This is a genomic window from Patescibacteria group bacterium, assembly GCA_026415775.1.
GTDB lineage: Bacteria > Patescibacteriota > Minisyncoccia > UBA6257 > JAAZHW01 > SKW32.
Genome location: JAOAGL010000001.1, coordinates 465,623 through 492,117, shown reverse-complemented (window position 1 = coordinate 492,117; position 26,495 = coordinate 465,623). Strand labels below are relative to the sequence as shown.

At 33.3% G+C, this 26,495-nt stretch carries 25 protein-coding genes and 3 tRNA genes; 20 read left to right on the top strand and 8 right to left on the bottom strand.

Annotated features, from left to right (window positions below):
• On the bottom strand, positions 1 to 162 hold a 162-nt coding region (locus N2692_02625; protein MCX8016170.1), incomplete at its 3' end, for a helix-turn-helix domain-containing protein.
• 510 nt (positions 163 to 672) lie between these two features.
• On the opposite strand from N2692_02625, the gene N2692_02620 reads away from it, so the two are divergent.
• Complete coding sequence (locus N2692_02620) at positions 673 to 2,178, top strand: recombinase family protein (GenBank protein MCX8016169.1); 1,506 nt, start codon at positions 673 to 675, stop codon at positions 2,176 to 2,178.
• Here the strand turns inward: N2692_02620 and N2692_02615 are convergent.
• The 3 genes from N2692_02615 to dnaX form a co-directional block, all read right to left on the bottom strand.
• Positions 2,146 to 2,219 (bottom strand) — tRNA-Gln (locus tag N2692_02615). The two genes, N2692_02620 and N2692_02615, sit on opposite strands and share 33 nt — an antisense overlap.
• 40 nt (positions 2,220 to 2,259) lie before the next feature.
• Positions 2,260 to 2,481 carry a hypothetical protein gene (locus tag N2692_02610; protein MCX8016168.1) on the bottom strand — a complete coding sequence of 74 codons (222 nt, stop codon included), beginning with the start codon at positions 2,479 to 2,481 and terminating at the stop codon, positions 2,260 to 2,262.
• A gap of 11 nt (positions 2,482 to 2,492) precedes the next feature.
• Positions 2,493 to 3,596: a DNA polymerase III subunit gamma/tau gene (gene dnaX, locus N2692_02605; protein ID MCX8016167.1), complete on the bottom strand. Its 1,104-nt coding sequence runs from the start codon at positions 3,594 to 3,596 to the stop codon at positions 2,493 to 2,495.
• 85 nt (positions 3,597 to 3,681) lie between these two features.
• On the opposite strand from dnaX, the gene N2692_02600 reads away from it, so the two are divergent.
• The 4 genes from N2692_02600 to N2692_02585 all read left to right on the top strand — a co-directional run bounded on the left by N2692_02600 (position 3,682) and on the right by N2692_02585 (position 6,305).
• Positions 3,682 to 4,890, top strand: a complete 1,209-nt coding sequence (locus N2692_02600) for a putative glycoside hydrolase (GenBank protein MCX8016166.1) — start codon at positions 3,682 to 3,684, stop codon at positions 4,888 to 4,890.
• Positions 4,891 to 4,893: 3 nt separating this feature from the next.
• Positions 4,894 to 5,574, top strand: a complete 681-nt coding sequence (gene rsmI / locus N2692_02595) for a 16S rRNA (cytidine(1402)-2'-O)-methyltransferase (protein ID MCX8016165.1) — start codon at positions 4,894 to 4,896, stop codon at positions 5,572 to 5,574.
• Positions 5,575 to 5,632: 58 nt separating this feature from the next.
• A complete protein-coding gene (locus N2692_02590; GenBank protein MCX8016164.1) occupies positions 5,633 to 5,872 on the top strand; it encodes a hypothetical protein in 240 nt (79 codons plus the stop codon).
• Positions 5,873 to 5,963: 91 nt separating this feature from the next.
• Positions 5,964 to 6,305: a hypothetical protein gene (locus tag N2692_02585; protein MCX8016163.1), complete on the top strand. Its 342-nt coding sequence runs from the start codon at positions 5,964 to 5,966 to the stop codon at positions 6,303 to 6,305.
• Positions 6,306 to 6,369: 64 nt separating this feature from the next.
• On the opposite strand, the gene N2692_02580 is transcribed toward N2692_02585, so the two are convergent.
• Positions 6,370 to 6,443: transfer RNA gene (locus N2692_02580), tRNA-Ala, on the bottom strand.
• Between the two features lie 80 nt (positions 6,444 to 6,523).
• On the opposite strand from N2692_02580, the gene argS reads away from it, so the two are divergent.
• Positions 6,524 to 8,380 carry an arginine--tRNA ligase gene (gene argS / locus N2692_02575; GenBank protein MCX8016162.1) on the top strand — a complete coding sequence of 619 codons (1,857 nt, stop codon included), beginning with the start codon at positions 6,524 to 6,526 and terminating at the stop codon, positions 8,378 to 8,380.
• A gap of 63 nt (positions 8,381 to 8,443) precedes the next feature.
• On the opposite strand, the gene N2692_02570 is transcribed toward argS, so the two are convergent.
• The 3 genes from N2692_02570 to N2692_02560 form a co-directional block, all read right to left on the bottom strand.
• Positions 8,444 to 9,247, bottom strand: a complete 804-nt coding sequence (locus N2692_02570) for a hypothetical protein (GenBank protein ID MCX8016161.1) — start codon at positions 9,245 to 9,247, stop codon at positions 8,444 to 8,446.
• Between the two features lie 85 nt (positions 9,248 to 9,332).
• Positions 9,333 to 10,712, bottom strand: coding sequence for a hypothetical protein (locus N2692_02565; protein MCX8016160.1), 1,380 nt, complete (start codon positions 10,710 to 10,712; stop codon positions 9,333 to 9,335).
• 7 nt (positions 10,713 to 10,719) lie between these two features.
• Positions 10,720 to 10,790: transfer RNA gene (locus tag N2692_02560), tRNA-Pro, on the bottom strand.
• Between the two features lie 281 nt (positions 10,791 to 11,071).
• Here N2692_02560 and N2692_02555 point away from each other — a divergent pair.
• The 14 genes from N2692_02555 to nusG all read left to right on the top strand — a co-directional run bounded on the left by N2692_02555 (position 11,072) and on the right by nusG (position 26,494).
• Positions 11,072 to 11,689, top strand: coding sequence for a site-2 protease family protein (locus tag N2692_02555; protein MCX8016159.1), 618 nt, complete (start codon positions 11,072 to 11,074; stop codon positions 11,687 to 11,689).
• A gap of 137 nt (positions 11,690 to 11,826) precedes the next feature.
• Positions 11,827 to 13,962: a ribonucleoside triphosphate reductase gene (locus tag N2692_02550; protein ID MCX8016158.1), complete on the top strand. Its 2,136-nt coding sequence runs from the start codon at positions 11,827 to 11,829 to the stop codon at positions 13,960 to 13,962.
• Positions 13,963 to 13,967: 5 nt separating this feature from the next.
• Positions 13,968 to 14,669 (top strand): anaerobic ribonucleoside-triphosphate reductase activating protein, encoded by a 702-nt coding sequence (locus N2692_02545; GenBank protein MCX8016157.1) that lies wholly within the window; start codon positions 13,968 to 13,970, stop codon positions 14,667 to 14,669.
• 66 nt (positions 14,670 to 14,735) lie between these two features.
• Positions 14,736 to 15,437 (top strand): hypothetical protein, encoded by a 702-nt coding sequence (locus N2692_02540; protein ID MCX8016156.1) that lies wholly within the window; start codon positions 14,736 to 14,738, stop codon positions 15,435 to 15,437.
• Positions 15,438 to 15,444: 7 nt separating this feature from the next.
• Positions 15,445 to 15,993 carry a nucleotide exchange factor GrpE gene (locus tag N2692_02535; protein MCX8016155.1) on the top strand — a complete coding sequence of 183 codons (549 nt, stop codon included), beginning with the start codon at positions 15,445 to 15,447 and terminating at the stop codon, positions 15,991 to 15,993.
• Positions 15,994 to 16,033: 40 nt separating this feature from the next.
• Complete coding sequence (dnaK, locus tag N2692_02530; GenBank protein ID MCX8016154.1) at positions 16,034 to 17,908, top strand: molecular chaperone DnaK; 1,875 nt, start codon at positions 16,034 to 16,036, stop codon at positions 17,906 to 17,908.
• 4 nt (positions 17,909 to 17,912) lie between these two features.
• Positions 17,913 to 18,959 (top strand): hypothetical protein, encoded by a 1,047-nt coding sequence (locus N2692_02525; protein MCX8016153.1) that lies wholly within the window; start codon positions 17,913 to 17,915, stop codon positions 18,957 to 18,959.
• Positions 18,960 to 18,978: 19 nt separating this feature from the next.
• Entirely contained in the window at positions 18,979 to 20,076 is a 1,098-nt protein-coding gene (dnaJ, locus tag N2692_02520; protein ID MCX8016152.1) for a molecular chaperone DnaJ, read from the top strand.
• A gap of 6 nt (positions 20,077 to 20,082) precedes the next feature.
• On the top strand, positions 20,083 to 21,108 hold the full coding sequence (locus tag N2692_02515) for a D-alanine--D-alanine ligase (protein ID MCX8016151.1): 1,026 nt from the start codon (positions 20,083 to 20,085) through the stop codon (positions 21,106 to 21,108).
• 42 nt (positions 21,109 to 21,150) lie between these two features.
• Entirely contained in the window at positions 21,151 to 22,221 is a 1,071-nt protein-coding gene (locus N2692_02510) for a DNA recombination protein RmuC (GenBank protein ID MCX8016150.1), read from the top strand.
• 4 nt (positions 22,222 to 22,225) lie between these two features.
• The gene (gene aspS / locus N2692_02505) at positions 22,226 to 23,632 is read left to right on the top strand and encodes an aspartate--tRNA ligase (protein MCX8016149.1); all 1,407 of its coding nucleotides are present in this window, start codon (positions 22,226 to 22,228) and stop codon (positions 23,630 to 23,632) included.
• A gap of 96 nt (positions 23,633 to 23,728) precedes the next feature.
• Positions 23,729 to 25,726 (top strand): DNA topoisomerase (ATP-hydrolyzing) subunit B, encoded by a 1,998-nt coding sequence (gyrB, locus tag N2692_02500; GenBank protein MCX8016148.1) that lies wholly within the window; start codon positions 23,729 to 23,731, stop codon positions 25,724 to 25,726.
• Positions 25,727 to 25,755: 29 nt separating this feature from the next.
• Positions 25,756 to 25,947, top strand: coding sequence for a preprotein translocase subunit SecE (gene secE, locus N2692_02495; protein ID MCX8016147.1), 192 nt, complete (start codon positions 25,756 to 25,758; stop codon positions 25,945 to 25,947).
• 1 nt (position 25,948) lies between these two features.
• On the top strand, positions 25,949 to 26,494 hold the full coding sequence (nusG, locus tag N2692_02490; protein ID MCX8016146.1) for a transcription termination/antitermination protein NusG: 546 nt from the start codon (positions 25,949 to 25,951) through the stop codon (positions 26,492 to 26,494).
• Position 26,495 lies beyond the last annotated feature (1 nt).

Below are 26,495 nucleotides of genomic sequence, written 5' to 3'. Positions count from 1 at the left end.
TTTTTGAACGGTATCAATAGTCGGGCTTTGTATCCCGCCTGATTCAATTTTAATAATGGTGGCGTGAGCCACATCGGCCAATCTGGCGAGCTTGTCTTGCGACAACCCCCTTTCTTTCCTGTGTTTCTTTATATTTTTGGCGATTGTTGTTGTCTTTGACATTGTAATATGATAGTATCTATATTAGAATATAGATAGTAAATTATCGTTCAATGATTATCTATACTTCTATGATACTAGATTTCAATAAATTAGTAAATGGGAGTTCTTTATCGTTGCCCGCGTATGGGCGGGAGGGACAAGGGCAACACCTTTTCTTGCGGCACTTTTTGCGAAGCAAAAAACGAAATTCGGCGGCGGAAAAGCGAGGGCGGGCAAAAATTCCTTGCCCCAACCCCCTTCTTTTTTGCCCGCCCGAGCGTAATTTTTTAGAAATCAGCGTCGGGATTGTCTTTGAAAAAAGTTCGAATTTTGTTCAGGACAGACAGCCAATTTGTAAAGTTTCGGTTTCCCGCCTCGCTCGGGGCTTCGCCCCTCGCTATGGCGGACGAATTTTCAGGCAATTTCCAAACAAGTCAATCTTTTTTCGCCCGAAAGGTGAAAGCAAAACGGCAATTTATCCGCCGAAGACGGATTGCCCGAAAGCGAGTACAAATTAAGATATAAAACAATATGAAATACTTTCTTTACGCTAGAAAATCAACGGACGAGCCGGACAGGCAAATTCTTTCCATTGAAGCTCAAATAACGGAACTGAAAGAATTTGCCGAGCGGGAAAATCTGGAAATAAAGGAAACATTTATTGAATCGCAGACCGCTAAAGTTCCGGGCCGTCCGATTTTCAACGAAATGATAAAACGGATTGAGTCCGGCGAGGCCAGCGGAATTTTAGCGTGGCACCCCGACAGATTGGCGAGAAATAGCATAGACGGCGGACAAATAATTTATCTCATAGACACCGCTAAAATTCTCTCGCTAAAATTCCCGACCTTTTGGTTTGATCTAACCCCGCAGGGAAAATTTATGTTGAATATCGCTTTTGGGCAGTCAAAATACTACATTGATAATCTTTCAGAGAATGTAAAAAGAGGGTTGAGGCAAAAAGTCAGGCGGGGCGAACAATCGGGCGTGGCCATAACCGGATATCTCAACGATAAAGTGAATCATAAAATCGTTCCCGACCCGGAAAGATTTTCGCTCGTCAGAAAAATGTTTGAACTTTACGCCACCGGCGAATATTCTCTGAAAGATTTAAGAAATAAAATGACTTCTCTGGGTTTGATTAGCCGAAACGGCAAAGTTTTTACCATTTCCAATATTCAGATGTTTTTGAAAAATCCTTTTTACTACGGGGCTTTTTATTTCAACGGCGAACTGCATCGGGGAATTCATAAGCCAGCGATTTCAAAGAAACTTTTTGATAAATGCCAAGAAGTTATGGCGCAAAAAGCCCACAAAATGAAGCGAGGCCAAAAGGAATACACTTTCCGCTCGCTTTTGAAATGCGGGGAATGCGGCTGTTCCATAACTTCGGAAACTCACAAGGGACATAACTATTACCGATGCACCAAAAAGAAACAAAACTGCTCGCAAAAATACATTCGCGAAGAACTTTTGGCCGAACAGATTTCAAACTTGATTCAAAAAGTTTCTTTGCCTTCGGCTTGGACTAAAAAGATGATTTCGGAACTGGATAAAGAAAAAGAGGAAAATGCCCAAGCCGACAGGGCTTTCGCTCAGAATCTAAAATCTCAAATTGCGGTGCTTGATGAAAAACTGGATAAACTTTTAGACCTTCAATTATCGGGCGTGATTTCCACCGAAGAATACGCCGCCAAAAAACAAAAAATTCTCAACCAAAAAATTGAGATTTCCGAAAAGCTGAAAGATTTTGAGCGAAAGGGCAATCGCTGGCTCGAACTTTGCCGAAACTTCATTTTAACGGCTAATCAAGCCCAAATTGCCGCTTTGCGGGGAAATTTTTCTGAAAAGAAAAATTTCCTCAAAAGGATTGGCTCGAACCTGCTCCTGCGGGATCGGAAGGTTTTTGTAGAATACAAAAACCCTTGGAAATTGCTTGAAAATTCGTCCGCCGAAGCGAGGGGCGAAGCCCCGAGCGAGGCGGGAAACCGAAACTTTACAAATTGGCTGCCGGGCTTGGATTCGAACCAAGATTAACGGCTCCAAAGGCCGCTGTCCTACCGTTAGACGACCCGGCAAGTAAGTTTAATTATATTGAAAAACTGAAAATTAGCAAGACTAACGTCGTGTAATTGTGAAAGTTCCGTCGCTATTTTTGGTTAAAGTATAATCTCTGCCATAATCATCTTCAAAATCGGCTTTTCCAACGCGACTGGCTTCATGAAAAAAAACAACCACTTCATTTTGATCCAATCTGTCTCTTAAATAAGCAAAGCCGTCATATGCTGTTTCATCGTCATAACTGAGATAATAACCATAAAGTGAATCTTTCTGAATCATATTGATAATTTTTATTTCGACCCTTCACAATATTGAATAACAATTAATTCCAAAGGAAGGGTAGGAAGAGGCGAATATTTAATTTGTTCTTTAATTCTGATTAATAAATCAATGATTTTTTGAAGATCGTTTTGAGAAAAACTTTGGCTTAATTGTTGAATTTTAATAAACTGATCGGGCGTAAATTCATCTTTTATAAGATTTTCTATCTGTGGATTAATTTTTAATAAAAGGATTTGACGTAAGATTTTTAATAACAAGCGACTAAAATTAATTAAATCAGCACCATTTTCATAAATTTTATTAATGAAAATTAGAGCGTTTTTAGCATCTTTTTGTAAAAGATAATTAAGAAATTCGGCAATTTTTTCAAAATTAATATGACCAAGAATTTCTTCCAAAACATTTAAATCAATTTCTTTGTAGCCAAGACTAATAAGTTGGTCAAGCAAGGATTCAGCATCACGCAAACTGCCTTCGGCGGCCAAAGCAATTTCTTTAAGCGCTTCGGGAGTAATTTTAATTTTTTCAGCATCGCTTAATTTTTTAAGGCGTTCCATTATGTCGGCGATGGACAATTTTTTAAAATCAAATCGCTGAGTGCGAGAAATAATTGTTGCAGGTAATTTTTCTGGTTCGGTGGTGGCTAAAATAAAAAGAGCATGAGTTGGTGGTTCTTCTAATGTTTTAAGGAGAGCATTAAAGGCTTCTTTAGTAAGCATATGTACTTCATCAATAATAAAAACTTTGTATTTTGATTTAATAGGCGCAAAACGAATGCCGTCTTTTAAATTTCTAATTTCATCAATGCCGCGATTAGAAGCAGCATCTATTTCAATTAAATCAAGTGAGCGATTCTCGTTGATTTCAATACAGGATTGGCATTGATTACATGGTTCAAACTCATTATCTTTTCGATTTTCGCAATTTAAAGATTTAGCAAATAATCGGGCAATCGTTGTTTTTCCTGTACCGCGTTGACCACAAAAAAGATAAGCGTGTGAAATGCGTTTGGTTAGCAATGCATTAGTTAATGTTTGAACAATCGGTTTTTGTCCAATTAATTCAGCAAAAGTTTTTGGGCGATAGCGTCGATATAAAGCCAAGTAAGACATAACATTTTTATTTTAACTTTTTTTCTGTCAAAAGCAAAGAATAATTGCTAAAAAATATTTTTCTGATAAAATGAGGAGTAAATTTATGAGAAAAAAATTATTATGGATAGGGGTTACTGCTGTTATTATTTTAGCAGGTATTTTATTTGCATTTATTTTTAAAATTTTTGATATTAATCGTCTTTCTTTTGTTTTTAATACCGAAGGGCAGATTATTAATTTAAATGAAAAGGAAAATTTACGTTTAGAGAATCCGCCAAAAATTATTAAAGGTATTTATTTAACTGCTTATACAGCTGCCGATTCAAAAAGGGTTAATGAATTGATTAATTTAATAAAAGAGACAGAATTGAATGCAGTTGTTATTGATATTAAAGATTATAGTGGTTATATTCTTTTTGATACTCAATCTGATTATTTAAAAAAGTTCGGAACAGAAAAAATTATTATTAAAAATCTCGAAGGCTTGATTAAAAAATTACATCAAGAGGGAATTTATACTATTGCAAGAATTACTGTTTTTCAAGATCCGGTTTTGGCAAAAAATAGACCAGATTTAGCAGTAAAAAGCAAAACAACAAAAATGTCATGGAAAGATAGAAAAGGATTGTTATGGCTTGACCCGGCATCGGTTGAAGTTTGGAATTATATTTTTGTTATTTCAAAAGTAGCCACGCGATTAGGGTTTGACGAATTAAATTTTGATTATATTCGCTTTCCTTCGGATGGTAATTTAGATGATATGGAATTTCCTTTTTATGATAAACAAAAACCTAAAAATGAAGTAATAAAAGAATTTTTTCAATATCTTTCACAAAACTTAAGGCCTTGGGGTATTAAAATCTCAGCGGATTTATTTGGATTGGCAACCGTGAATGATGGAGATTTAGGAATAGGACAAGCCTTGGAAGACTCTTTACTTTATTTTGACTATATTTGCCCCATGGTTTATCCATCACACTATGCTAATGGTTTTATTGGCTATCAAAATCCCGCAGCCTATCCTTATGAAATAATAAAATATTCTTTAGAAACAGCTAAAAAGCGAATGGAAAATTTCAAAAATGAAATGCTAAAAAATGGAGAAAATAATTTAAAATTTGCTCAATTAAGACCTTGGTTGCAAAGTTTTGATTTGGGTGCGACATATGATGCGAATATGATAAAAAAACAAAAACAAGCTGTTTATGATTCGCTGTGTCCTCAAGAGAATGATTGCGTTTGGTATAATGGTTGGCTTTTGTGGGACCCAAAAAATATTTATATTCCTCAGTCGCTTGAGGAAAATAACTAATTTATGAAACTTTATATTATTGCCACTCCCATTGGTAATTTAGAAGATATAACTTTGCGAGCGCTGAAAATTTTAAAATCGGTTGATTATATTTTATGTGAAGATACCAGGCATTCATTAAAGCTGCTAAGGCATTATCAGATTGAAAAGCCACTAATTTCTTATCATCAACATAGTCAATTAAAAAAAATTGATGAAATAATTAATCTTTTAAAGAATGGGAAAAATTTGGCGTTAATTTCTGATGCGGGAACGCCAGGAATTTCTGATCCGGGTAATAAATTAATAAAGGAAGTTTTAAAAGCAATTCCAGAAGTTGAAATTATTCCTATTCCCGGTCCAAGTGCCATGCTTTCGTTGGCGAGCGTGAGCGGGATGAATACAGATAAATTTATATTTTTAGGATTTCCTCCGTCTAAAAATAAAAGAAAAAAATTTTTTGAAGAGATAAAAAATTATTCTTATCCCGTTATTATTTATGAATCGCCTTATCGATTAATTAAAACTTTAGAAGAAATTAAAAGCGTTATGCCGTTAGCAAAGGTGGTAGTAGGAAAAGAATTAACAAAGATTTATGAGAAAATTTATCGGGGTTCGATGGAACAAGTAATTAAGGAAATTAAGAAAGATGGCATGAGGGGTGAGTATACCATTATTATTTTTAATCTTGACAGAAAAATTTAAAAAGATAACCTTAAAAAAGGTTATTTAAAAATAAAATTTAATAAAAAGGAGGAGTACAATGGCTTTTTTTGTTTGTGTGGTAGAAAAAGATTTAAGAATGGAAGAGGCGGTTTTTACAACGCGGATGTATTGGTTTACGAAAGCGATTGAAAAAGAATCAAAAGTAAAGATGAAGCTGATTTTTCATTTTGATAAAGGTAAGATTTCTTGGGCGGAAATACGCCCTCGAAAACAGAAACATCCTCTTGTTGTAAAACGAGGGGGATTAACTGTGATATCATTTTTTAAAAATGAATAGGGGCCTTAACGGCCCTTTTGTTTTATTATTTTAAAAATTAATGTATAATAGTTATAATATTTAGTTTAAAGGTCATTATTGATTTAAAACTATGAGCTTAGAAAAATTTCCAAAACCAAAAAAAGAAGAGCAAAATTTATCTGGAGAAAAATTAATGGATTTATATGAAGAAGATGAAGCAGAAAAATTAGAGAAGATGCGAGCAGAATTTGAGGTCAAATATCGAAAAATGATAGAAGAAAATAAATTGGATGAAGAAGACAAAAAAGAAATCGAATCCCTTAAAAGTGATATTTTAACAGGCAATCCAAATCTTTCGCCTGAAGAATTAGAACAAGAAGCCAAAGAATTATGGATTCATGTTAAAGCTGATCAAGAGTTGAATATTCGAGTTAATGAAGAAAGAGAAAGAGAGGAGAGGATATTGAAGTAATTTAAAAGTCAGGATTAAATTAAAGTTTTATAATTCCACCTCTTAGAGTGGTATTATTTTTTTGTGGACCGTAGCGGATTCGAACCGCTGACCTCCTCATTGCAAATGAGGCGCTCTGGCCAACTGAGCTAACGGCCCATCAATTATTAGATTTTAGCAAAAAGCTTGATTTTTTCAAGAATGGCTATTAAAAATAATTTTATGCTATAATAAAAAATATGTCTGAGGTTCAAAATAAATTGTATAGATTTCTTGCTAAATATTACCAGAGAGAAGAGCAAAATATCAAAAACCTTAATGAAAAAATTAAAAACGAAAAACTAAATCGGCAATATATTTTTTATGGCGATTATATTTTATCTCAGGTTAAAAAACAAATAATCAATTTGCTTAAAAGCAGTTTTCCTAATTTAGAGATAAATGATCTTCTAATTGAGGAGCCGCCGTTTCATATTAAAGCCGATTTTTGTTTTGCTTGTTTTGATTTAGGAAAACAACTAAAAAAATCACCCTTACTTTTAGCTGAAGAAATTGCCGAAATTATTAATATAAATTCTCAAGACCTTTTTATTCAATCTGCTCAAGCTACAGCCGCTTATGTTAACTTAAATCTAAAACCAGAAATTTATTCTAGTGTATTAAGACAAATTTTAGAAATGAATGATAAATATGGCGAAAGCGATTTAAATAAAGATAAAATAGTTTTAATTGATTATTCTTCACCAAATATTGCCAAACCCATCGGCTTGAATCATTTGCCATCAACTATTATTGGACAAGTATTGGGAAATATTTATTGGCAAACTGGTGCGAGTGTTATTAGACATAATTATTTAGGTGATTGGGGAACAAATTTCGGTGCTTTGTTATGGGCTTATTTACATTGGGCTGATGAGCAAAAAATAAAAGCCTCGCCGGCTAGAGAATTAAAAAATCTATATGTTCGTTTTTTTGAGGAGGCAACTCAGAATGAGAAATTAATAGATGAGGCAAGAGAGATGTTTAAAAAATTAGAAGAAGGAGATAGTAAATTGTTAAGCTTGTGGAAAAAAATCAGAGATTTAAGCATTAAAGATTTTGAAAAAGTTTATAAACAATTAGGGATTAAATTCGATACTTATTTGGGAGAAAGTTATTTCTTGGAAAATATAGACAAAATTATTGATGAAGTATTAGACAAACAAATTGCTAAAAAAGGCGATGATTTATCAATAATTGTAGACTCATTGAATAATTTACCCTCTTTTCTATTAAGAAAAGCAGATGGGACAACTTTATATTTAACTCGTGACTTGTCAGCTTTAAAAATGCGTTTAGAGAAATTTAATGCCGACGTTATTTTATATGTTGTAGGCAGTGAACAATCTTTACATTTTCAACAACTTTTTGCTTTAGCTGAAAGGTTGGGATATTTAACCGAGAATAAAAAAGCTTATCATGTTCCATTTGGTTTAATTTTAATTGATGGCAAAAAAATGGCGACAAGAAAAGGCAGTTTAATTGAAATGGAAGATTTATTAAATGAAGCAGTGGAAAGAGCAAAATCAATTGTTGTTAAAAAGAATTCATCAGTCAAAGAAAAAAAATTATTAAAAATTGCTGAAATAATAGGAATTGGTGCGGTTGTTTATAATAACTTACGAAGTTCACGTTTACAAAACATTGATTTTAATTGGGAGAGAGTTCTAAATTTTGAATCAGCCAGCGCGCCTTATCTCCAATATAGTTGTGTACGTATAAAGTCGATATTAAAAAAATTAGAATTATCTAATAAAGAAATATTTTTGCCGCAACAGATAATTTTTGAAAATAATTTGGAGTTTCAATTAATGAAAAAGTTAATGTTATTTCCCGATATTATTTTGCGTGTTCAATTAGAAAACGCTCCTCATTACCTTTGTAATTATTTAGAAGATATAGCTCAATTATTTAATAAATTTTATGATGAAACATCAATTATTAAAACAACTGATGAAAATTTAAGAAATTCGCGAATCGCACTTATTAAGTCACTTTTGCTGGTTTTAGAAAAAAGTTTAAATTTATTAAATATTCAAGTGCCGGAAATGATGTAAAATTTTTTTAACAAAAAAGCGACTTTTTAAAGTCGCTTTTTTGTTGTTTAAAAACCTTTCTAATTATTCAGTTGGTGTTGGAGATGGAACGGTGGTCGGCGTGGCAGTAGGCGATGGTGCAGCTGCTCTTTTTCTAAAGAAGAATCTTAGAATTCTGCCTAATAACGAAGATGTTTTTTCTTCGGCGTTTAGGTAATTTTGTAAAGCAGTGCGTTGCTCATTTAAGGCATTAATCATTTGCTGAATCAATTGTTTTTCTCCTTCATTGGTTAATTGATTCATTAATTGCTCCAATTGCTGAATCCTTACCTGATTCTGTTCAAGATATTGTTTTATCTTTTCAATGCTTGAATAAGCCGGGCCAAAAATATATTTTAACCAAGCTGGTCGACTATCAATATTTTGAAATTGTTCTTGAATTTGTTGTTGAACTTCTTTTTGTTGACGAGCAATTTCTCTTACTTGTTGTCCGATGCCAGTTATTTCAGTTGTTGTTGCTGAAAGCAATTCTTCAACTCTTTGAGCAACTATGCTCATATTTTCGCGAGCGTTAGCGCTACGAGGATTTTCAGGTTTATTAACGCGAGCTTGTGGGGTGGGAGTGGCAGAAGGAGAAGTAGTTGGTGACGCTGCGTTTATAGCATTTTGTTCGTTTGTTCTCTGTTGGATATTAGTTTCTTCACCGCGACTTTGCACCTGAATTAAATTTTGTTCTTGGATTTGTTGAATGACAGGAATATTAATATTTGTTGGGGTGTGTATTGGTGTTTGATTGTTTTTTTGTTGTTGCGCAGCACCACTATGAACACCCCAAAGAATTATTCCTGCGACAATCATTATTAGCCAAATAATCAGTTTTTTGTCCATAATCGAAAATCATTTATAAAACGACCTTTTAAATTAATTATAATTCAAAAATTAAAAAATAAAAAACGACCTTTTTAATCTCGGTTTACTTGCTACTTTTATTTTCAATTTCAATAAAACGCTTAACAACTTTTGGCCAAGCAGTTAAAGGCTTATCCATTAAAAATGCGCGAGCCTTTTCAGCGGCTTTAATACTTTCTCCTTTTTGATGGCGAATAAAATTAACTAATTCAAAAAAAGATTGAGATGCATTTTCAATAATTTTTGGATAATCTTCTATAAAAAATTGATGAAATAAATTCTGGTATAATTCATCATCTTCCAACTCTTTTTTAAATACTTTTTTGACAAAATTATAAGCGGGATTTTTTCCAGTAAAAATATCAGAAAAAAACTTTTGATTTAAAAACTCTAAAGGAAATTTTTCAATATGGGCGAATATCTCATCTTTAACTCGTTCCAAGACCATTTGCCGCTCTCTTTTTAGATAACTTTTAAGAAGGGTAGTTCTCAATTCAATATTGTTAGGATTTTTAAACGTTTCTTCTATATATAAATCTAAAATAATTTTTTTATTTATTGCTAAGCGTGAAATAGAAAATAATTTTTCAAAAATAGCATTTTTTAAATGTTGCCATTCATGAATTTTAGTGGCAATACCTTGTTTGTCAAAAGCAGGTTGTTTTGAAAGATTAATCACTGTATACAAAACCTCATCCTCTTTAAATTTTGGTGGTTGAGTAAAACCTAAAGAATGAAAATCTTTAATTTTTGTATTGATGGTAATAGGATTGTCGGTTTGATAGTAAATTTTTAAAGCATTATCCGTGTTTGTAAAAATGTCGACATTCATTAAACCCAAAGATACGTCAATATTTTTTCTTTCTTCATCGGGAAAATCTATATTTGTCAAATCTCTTACCAGGGCTAATTTATCAGAATAATTTTTTAGAGCATTTTTAGCATTTTGGCGGTAGTGGTAATAATAATTCAAAAGCATCTCAGCTTTTTTTATTTGCCATTCGCAAAAACCATAGCGATTTTTGTAAATTTCAATCGCTTTTAATAAGAGGTTTTTATCTAAATCTGGGTCATTTTCAAGAAAGTGTTCGATAAGGGCTTGGCATTGAGCCCAGCCATAGCGTTGAGCGTAAAGTTTTTCTTTAAATTCTTGATATTTTTTTCTGCGTTGCTCCTTAGATAAACCAGCTAATTTCTGAAATTCTATTAGAGGATCAAATATTTCAATATTATAATTTTCAATTTTTTGATTAGCGGCAATCAATTGTTCAAGGAGTTCTTTTGCTGAAATTTTAGCGTCCTTTTGGTTGTTGGGGGTTTGCGAGTTAAGGCGTCTTTTTTTCTTTCCATCGATAATTTTTATAACTATTTTTTCATTAGAAAAATCAGGAATTTCTTCCTTTTTATTTTTTGAGAAAGCCGCATTTTCTATTTTCTTTATCATTTTTTTGTCGGGCTGCCGGGAGTTGAACCCGGGTCGCACCCACCCCAAGGGTGTATACTACCGTTGTACTACAGCCCGCGCTGTTAATAAAAATTTATTTTTTCTTTTCCACTTTCTTTTTCAGGGTTTTTATGCAACGAACACAGGCTCTAACTCTTTTACCAGAAGACAATTTAATCCATTGCAGATTTGCTCTGGTTTTTTTAACATTGACCGGATTATATTTACTTCTTACTTTCTTTCGTGCTATACTATATTTATAAGATTTGCCGCACAAAGCACATTGACGCATAATTTTGACAAGAGTTTCATTCGACTAAAACCATTTTACACTAAATTTAGAATTTTTCAAATTTTTTATGACTTTTATTTTAATTTTTCAATTGTTAGTTCTATTATTTTCAGTGATTCTTCATGAGATAAGTCATGGTTATATTGCATATTACTTGGGGGATGATACAGCGAAACAAGCAGGTCGTTTGACTTTTAATCCTATAGCTCATTTAGACCTTTGGGGATCATTTTTATTTCCTTTGTTTTTATATTTTTTAAGCGGTGGCGCTTTTGTTTTTGGGTGGGCCAAACCAGTTCCGTTTAATCCGTTAAAACTAAAAAACCCAAAAAAGAGCATTGGGCTTGTTGGTTTGTCGGGGCCTCTAACCAATTTTTTAATTGCTTTAGTTTTTGCCATAATTTTTCGTCTTATCCATTTTTTTAATATAGCTTCATTGCAGCCGCTTACAGATTTTTTAGGCATTATTATTTATATCAATATTCTTTTAGCCGTTTTTAATCTTGTACCAATACCACCGCTTGATGGTTCGCGTGTTTTATACTCATTTTTACCTGTAAAATACGAGCATTTTTACTGGAATTTAGAGCGATATGGTTTAATGTTGGTAATGCTTTTAGTTTTTTTCGGTTTTCGCTTTATTACGCCCTTAATAGATATTATTTTTAAAATTTTAATCGGCTAAATTAAAAAATTTTTAAATTTTTTGTAAAGCGTGGAAAGTTATCCACAATTTTTATAGTTGAACCAAAAAATTTTCAATTCTAAAATTTTAACAAGAGTAAAAATAAAAGGTCAAAAGATTTTAAATTTTTTCAAAAAATGAAAAATAATATTTTAAAGGTTCAAAAACGAGATGGGTCAATAGTTGATTTTGATGAAAAAAGAATTCACGATGCCCTTTTTAAAGCGTTAACGGCGAGCAAACAAGGCGATGGGAAATTATCTAAAAAATTAACGGCGAAAGTTTTGGAATTTTTAAATCGAAGATTTAAAAAAGATGAAATTCCTCATGTTGAACAAATTCAGGATATCGTTGAGGAGGTCTTAATTTTAGAAGGATTAGTTGAAGCGGCCAAAGCTTATATTTTATATCGTGAACAAAGAAGGAAAATTCGCGAGATGGTAAAGGTTTCTGATGAAGCAGTCGAAGATGTTGATCGTTACTTAGAAAAAATTGATTGGGAGGTTTATGAAAATGCTAATATGACTTATTCTTTACAGGGACTTAATCATTACATTACCTCCCATGTTATTAAAAAATATTGGCTTAATAAAATTTATCCAAAAGAAATTCGCGAAGCTAATGAATCGGGAGATTTTCATTTGCACAATCTTGATACATTGGGCCCTTATTGTGTGGGTTGGGATTTATACGACTTATTAGTCAAAGGTTTTGGAGGAGTTAATGGTAAAGTAGAATCAAAACCACCAAGACATTTTCGCGCTGCCTTGGGGCAAATTGTAAATTTTTTGTATACGCTTCAAGGAGAAGCAGCAGGTGCAGTTTCATTTTCTAATTTTGATACACTGCTCGCTCCTTTCATTCGTTATGATAATTTAAACTATCAACAAGTAAAACAAGCCTTACAAGAATTTTTGTTTAATATGGCCGTGCCAACGCGTGTCGGTTTTCAAACTCCATTTAGTAATATCACTTTGGATTTAAAACCATCACCGGCTTTTGCGAATACCTCAATTATTATTGGAGGCAAACCTCAATTAGAAACTTATGCCGAATTTGAAGAGGAGATGAAAATTTTAGATAAGGCGCTTTATGAAGTGTATATGGAAGGTGATGCAAAAGGACGGCCATTTACCTTCCCAATTCCTACTATAAATATTACAAAGGATTTTCCATGGGATGAACCAGCTTTTGAGGGGATTTTTGAAGCATCAGCTAAATACGGCATTAATTATTTTGCTAATTATATTCATTCTGATATGCGGCCAGAGGATGCTCGGAGTATGTGTTGTCGTTTAAGATTGGATTTGCGAGAGCTTCATAATCGAGGCGGTGGGGGATTGTTTGGTAGCGGTAGTTTAACGGGTAGTATAGGCGTTGTAACCATTAATATGCCTCGCATTGGGTATCTTTCAAAAACTAAGAAAGAATTTTTTGAGAGATTGGCGAATGTGATGGATTTAGCCAAAGAGAGTTTGGAGTTAAAAAGAAAAACAATTGAGAATTTTATTGAAAAAGGACTTTATCCTTATTCTCGTTTCTATTTAAGCGGCATAAAAGAGATGCGCGGTAAGTATTGGGCTAATCATTTTTCAACTATTGGACTTGTCGGCATGAATGAAGCTCTTTTAAATTTTATTGGTGAAAATATTTCTTCGAAAAAAGGACAAAAATTTGCTTTGGAGGTTTTAGATTTTATGCGCGATCGACTGGTTAAATATCAAGAAGAAACCGGAAATCTTTATAATTTAGAACAAACTCCTTCCGAATCAACCGCTTACAGGTTAGCCTTAAAAGACAAACAAAAATATTCAGATATTATTACAGCTGGCACGAAAGAAGTTCCTTATTATACTAATTCAACTCAATTGCCGGCAAATTATACTGACGATATTTTTGAAGCATTAAAATTACAAGATGATTTAACTTGCAAATATACAGGCGGAAGCGTTATGCATCTTTTTTTGGGTGAACGATTACCAGATGGTAATGCGGTAAAGGCTTTGGTAAAGAAAGTCTTCACCAAGTTTAAATTACCTTATATTACTATTACTCCAACATTTTCTATTTGTCCGGTTCATGGTTATATTTCTGGAGAACATTTCGATTGTCCTCTATGTACAATCAAACAACCTTGTGAAGTTTATTCGCGAGTGGTTGGGTATTTGCGGCCTGTTCAGCAGTGGAATTATGGTAAACGTCAGGAATTTAAAGAGCGAAAAGAGTTTAAAGTGAAGCTTTCGGAATTAAAAATTGAGCATATAAAGAGATAATTGAAATGGAAATTGGAGGATTGCAAAAAACAACATTAATTGATTATCCAGGCAAAATTGCAGCCACGGTTTTTTTGATTGGTTGCAATTTTCGTTGCCCCTTTTGCTATTCGTCAGAATTAGTTTTGCCAGAAAAAATTAAACAACAGCCGCGGATTAAAGAGGAAGAGTTTTTTAGTTTTTTAAAAGAAAAAAGGGGATATCTTGATGGAGTGGTGATTTGCGGAGGCGAACCAACAATACAACCAGATTTAGAACAATTTCTGAAAAAAATAAAAAAGATGAATTTTTTGATAAAAATTGATACCAATGGCAGTCAGCCGGAGGTATTAAAAAAAATAATTGATAAAAAATTAATTGATTATATAGCAATGGATATTAAAGCTCCTTTACGAGAAGAAAAATATAATTTGGCGGCAGGTTGTAAAGTTAATCTTGAAGCCATTAGAGAGAGTATTAATTTAATTAAGGCATCAGGAATTGATTACGAGTTTAGAACAACCATTGTGCCAACTATTCATACTTTTGATGATATTATCGAAATTGCCAAAAACATTGCTCCTGCTAAGCGATATTATCTTCAAAATTTTAAAGCTGAAAAAACAATTAATCCTCAAATGCTTCAAATCAGAGGTTTTTCAGAAGAAGAAATTAAAATTTTAATTGAGAAAATTAAAAAGTTTTTTGAAGAATGTAAATTGCGATAAAATATAAAATTAATAAATTAGCACTCTTGACAGGAGAGTGCTAATTTATATATAATAACCTATAATATGCTAACCGAACGCCAAGAAAAAATTTTAAATTTAATTATTGAAGAATATAATCGGTTTAGAAAACCGATTGGTTCTAAATGGTTTGCAAGGAAATATTTTAAAGAGCTGAGTTCGGCAACAATCCGCAGAGAATTTAATTTTCTAACCAAACAAAAATATTTGGCGCAACCTTATTGGTCGGCTGGTCGCATTCCAACAGATAAAGCTTATCAGTGGTTTGTAGAAACAAATATTCTCAATCCGTTTCTATTGGAAAACGATGTGGCTTATTGGGAAAAGAAGCTTGAAAAATTGCATGATTTGCCGTTTTTTGAAATGACGAAGCAAATTGCTAATTTATGCGAGAGTTTAACGGTTGGTTATTTACCACCAGAAGAAATGATTTTTAAATTTGGTTTGAAAAAATTATTTGAACAATTAAAAGAATTATCATTGATGCGTTGGGAAACAATATGGGAAGACCTGGATTATTTAGATGATAGATTAAAAAAATCTGTTCGAGATTTGATTCAAGAGGATATGCAAATTTTTATTGGCGATGAAAGTCCCATTACCAAAGATAAACATTTAAGTGTTGTCTCTTATGCCATTCCTCAAAAAACCCATAAAAACCTTTTAATTTTAATTGGTCCAAAAAATATGATTTGTCGTCGAAATATTTCAATTTTGGAAGCAGCGCATAAAATTTTAAATCAATAATAAAAATATGCCAGAAGAAAAAGATAAAAATAAAAAAGAAATTGAACAAACAGAAAAGGCCGATTTGGAAAAAGAGCTAGAATCAATAAAAGAAAAATTAGGAGAATGCGAAAAATTGAAGGAAGAATATTTAAACGGTTGGCAAAGAGAAAGAGCAAATTTTCTTAATTATCAGAAAGAGATAAACAAAAAAATGGAGGAAATTGTACGATTCGCCAATGAAGAATTAATAATTGAGTTGTTAAATGTTTTAGATAGTTTTGATATCTCCATTAATTCATTAAATATTGAAGGTCTAACCGAAAATGAGCAAAAAATTGTTCGCGGATTAGAACTGATTCAGGCACAATTATTAAACATTCTGAAACTTAAAGGATTAGAACAAATTTCTGTTAAACCTGGCGATGATTTTAATCCGACCATTCACGAGGCAATGGAGATAGTGAATGGAGAGGAGGATGGCAAAATAGCAGAGGAAATTATTAAGGGCTATAAGTTGAACGGCAAATTAATTAGACCGGCAAAAGTCAAAATTTTTAAAAAAGTAAGTAATTAATTTCTATAAAGGTTCGAATAAATAAATAAATTTAAAAGATATGGGGAAAATTTTAGGAATTGATTTGGGCACAACCAACTCCGCAATGGCTATTATTGAAGCTGGCCAACCAAAAATTATCGAAAATAAAGAGGGGATGCGGACAACCCCTTCAATAGTTGCTATTGCTAAAAATGGTGAAAGATTGGTTGGAGTTTTGGCCAAACGCCAAGCTATTACTAATCCGCAAAACACCATTTTTTCAATTAAAAGATTAATTGGTCGCAAATATACTGATCCAGAGGTACAAAGAGATAAGAAATGGTTGCCATACGAAATTCGCGAATCAGCAAGCGGCGGTGTTGAGGTAAAAATGGGCGACAAATGGCATCGTCCAGAAGAAATTTCTGCCATGATTTTACAAAAACTTAAGTTAGATGCTGAAGAAAAATTGGGTGAAAAAATAGAGGAAGCAATTATTACTGTTCCAGCTTATTTTGATGACAGTCAGAGACAGGCGACAAAAAATGCAGGTGAAATTGCTGGCTTTAAAGTAAGAAGAATTTTAAACGAACCAACAGCCGCTGCTTTGGCGTACGGATTAAATAAGAAAAAGAATGAAAGAGTAGTGGTCTATGATTTTGGCGGAGGCACTTTTGATATTTCTGTTTTGGAGGTGTCAGAAGATACTATTGAAGTATTGGTGACGGGTGGTGATACACATTTAGGCGGCGATGATTTTGATCAAAGAATTATTAATTATTTTGTTGATGAATTTAAGAAGAAAGAAGGAATTGATTTATCAAAAGATTCTTTGGCGCTCCAACGATTAAAAGAAGCTGCCGAACGTGCCAAACACGAATTATCAACAGTTTTAGAAACAGAAGTTAATTTGCCGTTTATTACTTCAGACGCTTCTGGGCCCAAACATTTTGAAATGAAATTAACTCGGGCCAAATTAGAAGAATTAGTTAAAGATTATATTGATCGTTCAATAGAATTAGTTAAAAAAACTTTAGCTGAAAAAAATTTAAAAGTAACAGATATTGATGAAGTAATTTTAGTTGGTGGTCAGACAAGAATGCCAGCAATGCAGGAAGCGGTGAAAAATTTATTCGGCAAAGAACCGCACAAAGGAATTAATCCTGATGAAGTAGTGGCGATGGGTGCAGCTGTTGAAGCAGGAGTACTCCAAGGCGAGGTGAGGGATATTTTACTTTTGGATGTTACGCCTCTATCTTTGGGTATTGAAACATTAGGCGGTGTCTTTACTAAAATAATTGAGAAAAATACAACAGTGCCGGTTGCCAAAACCCAAATTTTTTCTACCGCCACTGATAATCAAACATCAGTTGAAATTCATGTGCTGCAGGGAGAAAGAGAAATGGCGGCAGATAATAAAACTTTAGCGCGTTTCATTTTAGACGGCATTCCTCCAGCGCCGCGTGGCGTGCCTCAAATTGAAGTAACTTTTGATATTGATGCTAATGGTATTTTAAAGGTAATTGCTCGCGATAAGGCAACAGGCAAAGAACAATCTGTTCGTATTGAAGCCTCGACTGGTTTAAGTAAAGAGGAGATTGAACGAATGAAAAAAGAGGCAGAAATGCATTTAGAGGAAGACAGGAAAAAGAAAGAATTGGCCGAAGCAAAAAATCAGGCAGAAAACTTGATTTATGTTTCTGAAAAAACTTTGCGAGAAGGGGGTGATAAAGTTAGTAGTGAAGAAAGAAAAGAAATCGAAGAGAAAATTAATGATTTGAAAGATGCCATTAAAAACGATGATATTAATCGTATAAAAACTGCTACTCAAAATCTTTCTTTGGCAATTCAAAAAATTGGTGCTAAAATGTATCAAGGAGGTCAGGGGGATAATCAATCCAGCAACCAGCAAAATAATGATAATCCCCAAGACGCCGAATTTAAAGAACAATAAAAATATGGATATTTCCAATATTCTTACGACAGGAAGTAATCATGCGCAAACAAAATATTTATTGAAGATTTCTATTCTAAGCGGTCTCGTTTTAATTTTTGCCTTTTTAAGCGGTTGGAGTCTCGGTAAAGCATTTTTATTTCAGAAGTTTATTTTTAATTCAGCTTGGATTACTTTTCTTTTATTTTTAACTCTTTTTCTTATTTTTTACCTCTTTGAATCATTATTTGCTCGTTCGGTCAGATTCGGAACTCTTTTATTAGAAACTTTTGTTTTCGTTCTTGCTTTTTATTTAAGTCGGAATAGTGGCAAAATTGTGCCGATGTCTTTGTTGTGGAGTGCTGGTGTTTGGTTGGTAATGCTTTTATGTTTTTGGGGAGGAACTTTTTTGATGCGTCGCAGGATGAATGATTTAATAAAATTACGCTGGAATGAAATTACCAAACGCGGTTTAGTTTTGGCGTTAATCGGAATCAATTTGTTTATTTGTCTTCAATGGCTGGGTGGCGTCATTACCCAATTAGACACTTTATTTACTCCAAAGACAATAAATATTGCCCTTAAACCATCAACACCTATTTTAAAAAAATATTTTACTAATTTTGATTGGAGCATGATGGCCGATGATTTTATAAAAGCGGTAATTACAGATCAAACAGAAAAATTATTTGAGCAAAATAAAGAGCAGTTAAAAAACCTTCCAACAAGTTATGTTGAACAACAAAAGAAAACAATAATTGAACAAAATTCAAAAGCAATGAAAGACCAATTAAGCGAATTGGCGGGTTTTAAATTACAAGGAACCGAGTCATTAAATATGGTAGCATACCAATTTTTATACAATAAATATCGAGCAGCAGAATTACAAATAAAGCAGATAATTATTTTAATTATTTTCGCTTTTATGTTTGCCATTCTAAGATTTCTATCTGTTTTTATCAATTGGTGGACGAGAATTTTTGGTTGGTTAATTTATGAAATTTTATTATCTTCGGGATTTGTAGCGATTGCCACCGAAAATAAAATCAAAGAAAACATCATTCTTTATTAAAATTTAATCGTTTAATTTTATGGAAAAAGACTATTATAAAATTTTAGGCGTTGATAAAAACGCTTCTCAAGAGGAAATTAAAAAAGCTTATCGCAAACTCGCTCATAAATATCACCCCGATAAAGCTGGGGGCGATGAGCAGAAATTTAAAGAAATTAATGAAGCCTACCAAGTTTTATCTGATGAAAATAAGAGAAAACAATATGATCAGTTTGGGCGAGTTTTTGAAGGTGCTGGCGCTCAAGGGCCTTGGGGTTTTGATTTTGCTCAGGGATTTGGCCCGGGTGTAAATTTTGATTTTTCGGCTTTCGATTTTGACGATGATTTAGGAGATTTTTTTAGTAATATTTTCGGCGGATTTAATCCTAAAAAAAGAAAAAAAGTTCAATATGGTTCGGATATCCGTCTGGTTATAGAGATTTCTTTAGAAGAAGCGGCAAAGGGATTAAAAAAAGAAATTGAGTATCAGACGCTTGTTAAATGTGAACATTGTAAAGGATTAGGTTATGAACCTGGTTCTGGTTTTAAGACCTGTCCCACTTGTAATGGTAAAGGCGAAATTAAAGAAGTAAAACAAAGTTTTTTTGGTTCCTTTTCTCGCATTAAAGTTTGTCCAGAATGTTTAGGCGAAGGAAAAATAGCAGAAAAAAGTTGTCCTATTTGTCAGGGTCACGGACGTCTTAAAGGAATGAAAAAAGTCATTTTAAATATTGAACCAGGCATTAATAATGGTCAGATTATTCGAGTAGCTGGCGCTGGAGAAGATGGCGAGAAAAATGGTCCGGCGGGTGATTTATATGTTGAAATTCAAATTCATCCCCACCCACTTTTCAAACGCGAGGGCGCGGATTTAATTTATGAAACAACCATTTCTGTTATTGATGCGATTTTGGGTAAAGAAATTGAAGTCCCAACAATTTATGGAAAAAAATTATTAGTAAAAATTCCTGCTGGCATTGAGCATGGTAAAATTTTAAGAGTTCGCAACAAAGGTTTGCCGTATTTTGGTCGGCATGGCTATGGCGATTTGTTAATTCGTGTTAAAATAAAAATACCGAAGAAGCTTTCCGCCAAAGCCAAAAAATTATTAGACGAGTTAAAAAGCGAATTAGAATAATAAATAATGAAAATAGCTCTAACATATAATTTACGCAAAACAAAAAAAATTACCAAAAATAAAAAAGTTATTGAAAATATCGATTTTGATGACCCCAAAACGATTTTAGGAATTAAAAAAGCTCTCCAGCAATTGGGGTATAAAGTTTTTTTAATTGAAGCTGATGAAAAAGCATATTTTAAATTTTATCGTTTAAGAAAAAAGATTGACTTAGTTTTTAATTATAGTGAAGGACTTTATGGTAAAGACAGAGAAGCGCAGATTCCAGCAATGCTGGAGATGCTTCAAATTCCTTATACAGGCGGCTCACCATTGAGTTATGCAATAGGATTAAATAAAGTAAAAACAAAAGAAATTTTAGCTTATCATCAAATTCCAACGCCAAAATGGCAAGTTTTTAAAAACAATAATGAACAATTAGATAAAAAATTAAAATTTCCGCTTTTAGCCAAGCCGCAGTCTGAGGGTTCAAGTAAGGGGATTTTTGCTAAGAATTTGGTGAATAATGAAAAAGAATTAAGAAAAATTGTTAGAGAATTATTAAAAAAATTTAAACAACCTGTTTTGGTAGAAGAATTTTTAAATGGTCGCGAATTTACCGTAGGCGTTTTGGGTTGTCCACCAAAAATTTTACCCATTATTGAGGTTAGATTTGATGAGCTTCCAAGAGGTGTGCCGAAATTTGACCATTTTGAAGCAAAATGGCTTTACGATAATCCAAAATTTAAAGCTGACCCTTTAATTTGTCCTGCGCCGATTAGTCAAAAACTTCAAAAAGAAATTGAAAAAATTGTTTTAAGGGCTTTTGATGTTTTAGAGTTGGCAGATTGGGCGCGCTTTGATATCCGGTTAGATAAAAATAATACCCCCAATATTTTAGAAGTTAATTGTCCAGCAGGATTAAACCCAGATCCAAAAGAAAATTCTCGTTTCCCTCGTGCTGCTCGAGTGGCTGGTTTAAACTTTTCTCAATTATTAAATGGGATAATAAAATCAGCTGTTAAACGATTAAAAATTAAATTAAAAAAATAGATTTAATCTTTCTTTTTTTATTTTTTTGATTATGATATAAATATGACAACTTTATTAGTCATTAATTTTATTCTTTTAATTTTAGGGTTGGGAGCTATTGTTACAGCTTTAATTATTTTGTTTCGGCGCCTAAATAAAGGAAAAGAAACAGATACAGCACTTATTTTACTTCAAAACCAAATTAATAAAATCAATGAAACATTAGATTTAAAGCTTTCCGAATCTGGTCAAGTACTTCAAAGGCAATTTAGCGAAAGCGCTAAATTAATAAAAGAAATTACACAGGAATTGACGAGGGTGGGCGAGGGGCAAAAACAAGTTTTTGATTTGGCAAAGCAATTAGAACAACTTCAAGATATTTTGAAAAATCCAAAACAACGTGGCATTTTAGGAGAATACTATTTGGAAGTTACTTTAAAAAACTTTTTACCACCAACAGCCTATCAGCTTCAATATCAGTTAGGGAAAGATGAGGAAAATAAAAAATTGATTGTTGATGCCGCTATTTTTGTTAAAGACAAAATTATTCCAGTTGATTCCAAATTTTCTTTAGAGAACTACAATCGGCTTATTTCTGAAACCAATCCGCAAAGGCGCGAAGAATTGGAAAAAGCAGTCTGTAATGATTTAAAAACAAGGATTAATGAAACAGCAAAATATATTCAACCAAAAAAAGGCACAACGGACTTTGCCTTTATGTTTATTCCTTCTGAAGCGCTTTATTATGATTTGCTTATAAATAAAGTAGGCAGCTTAGATTCCAATACTCGTGATTTAATTGAATATGCGGCTCGGGAGAAAAAGGTTATTATTGTTTCAGCTACTACATTTGCCGCTTATTTACAAACAGTACTTCAGGGTTTAAGAGCTTTTCAAATTGAAGAATCAGCGCGGGAAATTATCAAAAAAGTCGAAGAGCTTAGAAAACATCTGGCAAATTATGAATTATATATGCAAAAATTAGGGAATAATCTTTCCACGACCGTTAACACATATTCCACTGCTTACAAAGAATTTAATAAAATTGATAGAGATATTTTAAAAATTTCGGGCGAAGGATTTTTAAAAAATGATATTCAAGTTATTGCTCCGCCCGAAATTGAAGAAAAATAAAAATATGGAGAGAACATTTATTAAGAATTTAACGCAAAAAATTGGTCAAGAAGTTTTAATTAAGGGATGGGTTGATACTCGTCGCGATCACGGCAAATTAATTTTTATTGATTTGCGTGATAAAACAGGTTTTGTTCAAGTAGTTTTTTTGCCCAATAGCGAAATTTATAATCAGGCTAAAGAATTAAGAAGCGAATGGGTGGTAGAAATTATTGGAAAGGTTAATCAACGGCCAAAAGGAATGGAAAATCCTAAAATCGAGACGGGTTATATTGAGATTGAGGCCAAAGGTTTAAATATTCTTAATCAAAGCAAAACTCTGCCAATCGCCATCGATAAGGAAGGGTTTGAAATAGGGGAGGAACATCGGTTGAAATATCGCTATTTGGATTTAAGACGACAACGATTACAAAAAAATTTAAGAGCAAGGCATGATATTATTTTGTTAATGCGCAATTACTTACACGAAAAAGGTTTTGTTGAGATTGAAACTCCAATTTTAACAAAATCAACTCCCGAGGGGGCCCGCGATTATGTAGTGCCATCCCGATTGCATCACGGGAAATTTTATGCTTTGCCGCAATCACCCCAACAGTATAAACAATTATTAATGGTTGCTGGTTTTGAAAGATACTTTCAGATTGCCAGATGTTTTCGCGATGAAGACACGCGCGGCGATCGCCAACCCGAATTTACTCAATTAGATATAGAAATGAGTTTTCCTACCCAGGAAGAAATTTTAGGTTTAATCGAAGATTTATATTTGAAAATTGTTAAAGAATTATTCCCTGAAAAAATCCTAACTTTTTCCAACTTTCCACGTCTTTCCTATCAAGAAGTAATGGAAAAATATAACAGCGATAAACCAGATTTAAGAAAAGATAAAAATAATCCTAATGAATTGGCTTTTGCTTTTGTAGTTAATTTCCCGATGTTTGAGTGGAAAGAAACGGAAAAAAGGTGGGATGCTGTTCATCATCCATTTACTAAAACACAAAACCCGAATAATTTACCTCCTGATGAATTTGTAAAATATTTAGAAAAAAATCCAGGTGAGGCACTAGCTCATCAATACGATGTAGTTTTAAATGGTTATGAAATTGGCGGCGGTTCGATTAGAGAACATAATCCTTTTATCCTTCAAAAAGTTTTTGAAATAATGGGCAATAAACCAGAGGAAATTAAGGAAAAATTTGGTCATATTTTAGAGGCTTTTGAATATGGCGTTCCGCCACATGGCGGTATTGCAATGGGCATTGATAGGTTGGTAATGATTCTAATGAATGAGCCAAGCATTCGTGAGGTTATTGCTTTCCCCAAAACGGGAGACGGCAGAGATTTAATGATGAATGCGCCTTCTGAAATTGATAAAACTCAATTGAAGGAATTGGGAATAGAAATTAAAAAGTAGTTAATTAAAAAACAAGAATAATTCTTGAAAAAAACTCAACTTTTTTCTTTTTGAGCTCTTTATTTTTTCGAAAAAATTTGTTAAAATAAACATATAATGCCAAAGAAAAAAAATCAAAAAACCGAGGAAAATAAAAATCAGCAAACAGAAAATAAACAAGATATAGCCATTGAAAAACCGACATCCTATGAAGCCAAGGATATTTTTGTTTTGGAGGGATTAGAGCCGGTTAGAAAAAGACCAGGCATGTATATTGGTTCAACGGGTATTGATGGGTTACACCATTTGATTTATGAAGTGGTTGATAATGCGATTGATGAGGCAATGGCTGGTTTTGCTAGGAATGTTGAGGTGCGTTTAGGCGACAATCATCGTGTTTCTGTTCAAGATGATGGTCGCGGTATTCCAGTTGATATTCATCCTCAAACTAAAAAATCATCTTTGGAAACGGTAATGACAATGCTCCATGCTGGCGCTAAATTTGGCGGCGCTTCTTATAAAGTTTCTGGCGGCCTTCATGGTGTTGGCGTTTCTGTTGTTAATGCCTTATCTCGTTATTTAAGAGCAGAAGTTTATCGCGACGGCAATAAATACTATCAAGAATATTCGCAGGGCAAGGTTAAAAGTAAAGTAATAAAAGCTGGCAAAACTGATATAACAGGTACCACAGTTATTTTTGAACCGGACCCAGAAATTTTCGGAGGGAAAACAGGAAAAATGCCCGATTATGATTTCAAACGCCTAGCAGACCACTTACGCGAACAGGCCTATTTAACAAAAGGCGTGAGAGTACGATTGGTTGATATGCGCGAAGGAAAAGAAAACATTGCTGATTTTTATTTTGAAGGAGGTGTCATTTCATTTATTAAATATCTTATTGAAGAAGAGAAACCAATTCAGGAAAATATTTTTTATGTTAGCAAAACTTATGACAAAATTTTAGTAGAAGCGGCATTTTGTTATACAGAAGATATTAATTCAAGCGAGCTTTCTTTTGCTAACAATATTCGAACACCAGAAGGCGGAATGCATTTAACTGGTTTTCGCACAGCATTAACGCGTGTTTTAAATGATTGGGCACGAAAAGAAGAGTATATTAAAGAAGGGGAGGAGGGCCTAACAGGTGATGATGCGCGAGAGGGAATTTCAGCAATTATTTCTGTAAAATTACCCGAGCCACAATTTGAAGGACAAACAAAAGCAAAATTAGGTAATCCTGAAGCGCGCGCAGCAGTTGATGCTGTAGTGAGCGAAGCACTTAAAGAATTTTTAGAAAAAAATCCCAATGACGCCAAACGAATTATTGAAAAATGTATTTTAGCAGCAAAAGCTCGTAAAGCTGCAAAAGCAGCTAAAGAAATGGTTTTGCGCAAGGGTCTATTGGAAGGGTTAAGCTTACCTGGTAAATTAACTGATTGTTCAACGCGTCACCCAGAGGAAGCCGAGCTTTTTATTGTTGAAGGTGATTCTGCTGGCGGTTCAGCCAAACAAGGTCGCGATCGTCGCTTTCAGGCAATTTTGCCGATTAAAGGAAAAATTTTAAATGTTGAAAAATCGCGATTGAATAAAATAATGGAATCAAAAGAGGTGAAATCCATTATTATTGCTTTAGGAACAGCCATTGCTGAAGAGTTTAATATAGAAAAATTGAGATACCATAAAATAATTATTATGACCGATGCGGATGTTGACGGTTCTCATATTTGTTCATTACTTTTAACCCTGTTTTTTAGATTTTTGCCTGAGGTGATTGAAAGGGGTCATTTGTATATCGCTCAACCGCCGCTTTACCGCATTCAAAAAGGCAAAGAAATCCATTATGCTTATTCTGATCAACAAAAGGAAGAAATTTTAAAGAAATTAAAAGGCACAGAGGGAGTAAACATTCAACGCTATAAAGGCTTGGGAGAAATGAACCCCGAACAATTATGGGAGACGACTATGAATCCCGAAACGCGTATTTTAAAACAAGTTACAATTGAAGACGCCGAAGAGGCTGATAAAATATTCACTATTTTAATGGGAGACGAAGTAGCGCCTAGAAAACACTTTATTCAAGTCCATGCTAAAACCGTCCGCAATCTTGACATTTAATCTTTAAATTTTAATATTTAACAATAAGTATGTTGGCTAAATTTAAAACTTATATTAAAGAAGTAAAAAATGAATTTAAACACGTTAATTGGTTAACTAAAAACCAAGCGATAAAATATACTTTAATTGTCATTGGTCTTTCTTTGATTATGGCGATATTTTTGGGTCTTTGGGACTTTCTTTTTACAGGATTACTTAGCCGATTTATTTTAAAATCTTAATATGCCAAAACAACAATCTAATGAAAGAGGGTGGTATGCCATCCATACTTATGCAGGATACGAAGACGCCGTGGCGCGTTATTTGAAGCAAAGAATTGAAACATTGGATATGCACGATAAAATTTTTAATGTGATTGTTCCCAAAGAAAAGAAAATAAAAATTAAAGGAGGAAAACGTTATGTTGTGGAAGAAAAAATTTATCCCGGTTATGTTTTGGTAGAAATGATTTTGACTGATGATTCATGGTATGTCGTGCGCAATACACCGCGTGTGTCCGGATTTATTGGTGCCGATGCCACCAAGCCATCTCCATTATCCGACGAAGAGGTGCAATCACTTTTAAAACGAATGAATGTAGAAGAGCCGAAATATAAGGTTGATTTTCAAATAGGGGACACGGTAAAAATTACCGATGGGCCATTTAAAGATTTTGATGGGAAGATTAAAGAAATTGACGAGGCAACGGCTAAAGTGAAAGTTTTAGTTTCTATTTTTGGTCGTGAAACCCCAGTCGAACTAGACTTTTTACAAGTTAAAAAAATTTAAA

Excerpts from the sequence above, each read along its gene's own strand:
- N2692_02600 (MCX8016166.1), top strand. The coding sequence starts at position 3,682 with ATGAGAAAAAAATTATTATGGATAGGGGTTACTGCTGTTATTATTTTA.
- dnaJ (MCX8016152.1), top strand. The coding sequence starts at position 18,979 with ATGGAAAAAGACTATTATAAAATTTTAGGCGTTGATAAAAACGCTTCT.
- N2692_02525 (MCX8016153.1), top strand. The coding sequence starts at position 17,913 with ATGGATATTTCCAATATTCTTACGACAGGAAGTAATCATGCGCAAACA.
- secE (MCX8016147.1), top strand. The coding sequence starts at position 25,756 with ATGTTGGCTAAATTTAAAACTTATATTAAAGAAGTAAAAAATGAATTT.
- nusG (MCX8016146.1), top strand. The coding sequence starts at position 25,949 with ATGCCAAAACAACAATCTAATGAAAGAGGGTGGTATGCCATCCATACT.
- gyrB (MCX8016148.1), top strand. The coding sequence starts at position 23,729 with ATGCCAAAGAAAAAAAATCAAAAAACCGAGGAAAATAAAAATCAGCAA.
- N2692_02565 (MCX8016160.1), bottom strand. The coding sequence starts at position 10,712 with ATGATAAAGAAAATAGAAAATGCGGCTTTCTCAAAAAATAAAAAGGAA.
- N2692_02610 (MCX8016168.1), bottom strand. The coding sequence starts at position 2,481 with ATGATTCAGAAAGATTCACTTTATGGTTATTATCTCAGTTATGACGAT.
- dnaX (MCX8016167.1), bottom strand. The coding sequence starts at position 3,596 with ATGTCTTACTTGGCTTTATATCGACGCTATCGCCCAAAAACTTTTGCT.
- N2692_02545 (MCX8016157.1), top strand. The coding sequence starts at position 13,968 with ATGGAAATTGGAGGATTGCAAAAAACAACATTAATTGATTATCCAGGC.
- argS (MCX8016162.1), top strand. The coding sequence starts at position 6,524 with ATGTCTGAGGTTCAAAATAAATTGTATAGATTTCTTGCTAAATATTAC.
- aspS (MCX8016149.1), top strand. The coding sequence starts at position 22,226 with ATGGAGAGAACATTTATTAAGAATTTAACGCAAAAAATTGGTCAAGAA.
- N2692_02590 (MCX8016164.1), top strand. The coding sequence starts at position 5,633 with ATGGCTTTTTTTGTTTGTGTGGTAGAAAAAGATTTAAGAATGGAAGAG.
- N2692_02535 (MCX8016155.1), top strand. The coding sequence starts at position 15,445 with ATGCCAGAAGAAAAAGATAAAAATAAAAAAGAAATTGAACAAACAGAA.
- N2692_02585 (MCX8016163.1), top strand. The coding sequence starts at position 5,964 with ATGAGCTTAGAAAAATTTCCAAAACCAAAAAAAGAAGAGCAAAATTTA.
- N2692_02555 (MCX8016159.1), top strand. The coding sequence starts at position 11,072 with ATGACTTTTATTTTAATTTTTCAATTGTTAGTTCTATTATTTTCAGTG.
- N2692_02550 (MCX8016158.1), top strand. The coding sequence starts at position 11,827 with ATGAAAAATAATATTTTAAAGGTTCAAAAACGAGATGGGTCAATAGTT.
- N2692_02540 (MCX8016156.1), top strand. The coding sequence starts at position 14,736 with ATGCTAACCGAACGCCAAGAAAAAATTTTAAATTTAATTATTGAAGAA.
- N2692_02510 (MCX8016150.1), top strand. The coding sequence starts at position 21,151 with ATGACAACTTTATTAGTCATTAATTTTATTCTTTTAATTTTAGGGTTG.
- dnaK (MCX8016154.1), top strand. The coding sequence starts at position 16,034 with ATGGGGAAAATTTTAGGAATTGATTTGGGCACAACCAACTCCGCAATG.
- rsmI (MCX8016165.1), top strand. The coding sequence starts at position 4,894 with ATGAAACTTTATATTATTGCCACTCCCATTGGTAATTTAGAAGATATA.
- N2692_02620 (MCX8016169.1), top strand. The coding sequence starts at position 673 with ATGAAATACTTTCTTTACGCTAGAAAATCAACGGACGAGCCGGACAGG.
- N2692_02515 (MCX8016151.1), top strand. The coding sequence starts at position 20,083 with ATGAAAATAGCTCTAACATATAATTTACGCAAAACAAAAAAAATTACC.
- N2692_02570 (MCX8016161.1), bottom strand. The coding sequence starts at position 9,247 with ATGGACAAAAAACTGATTATTTGGCTAATAATGATTGTCGCAGGAATA.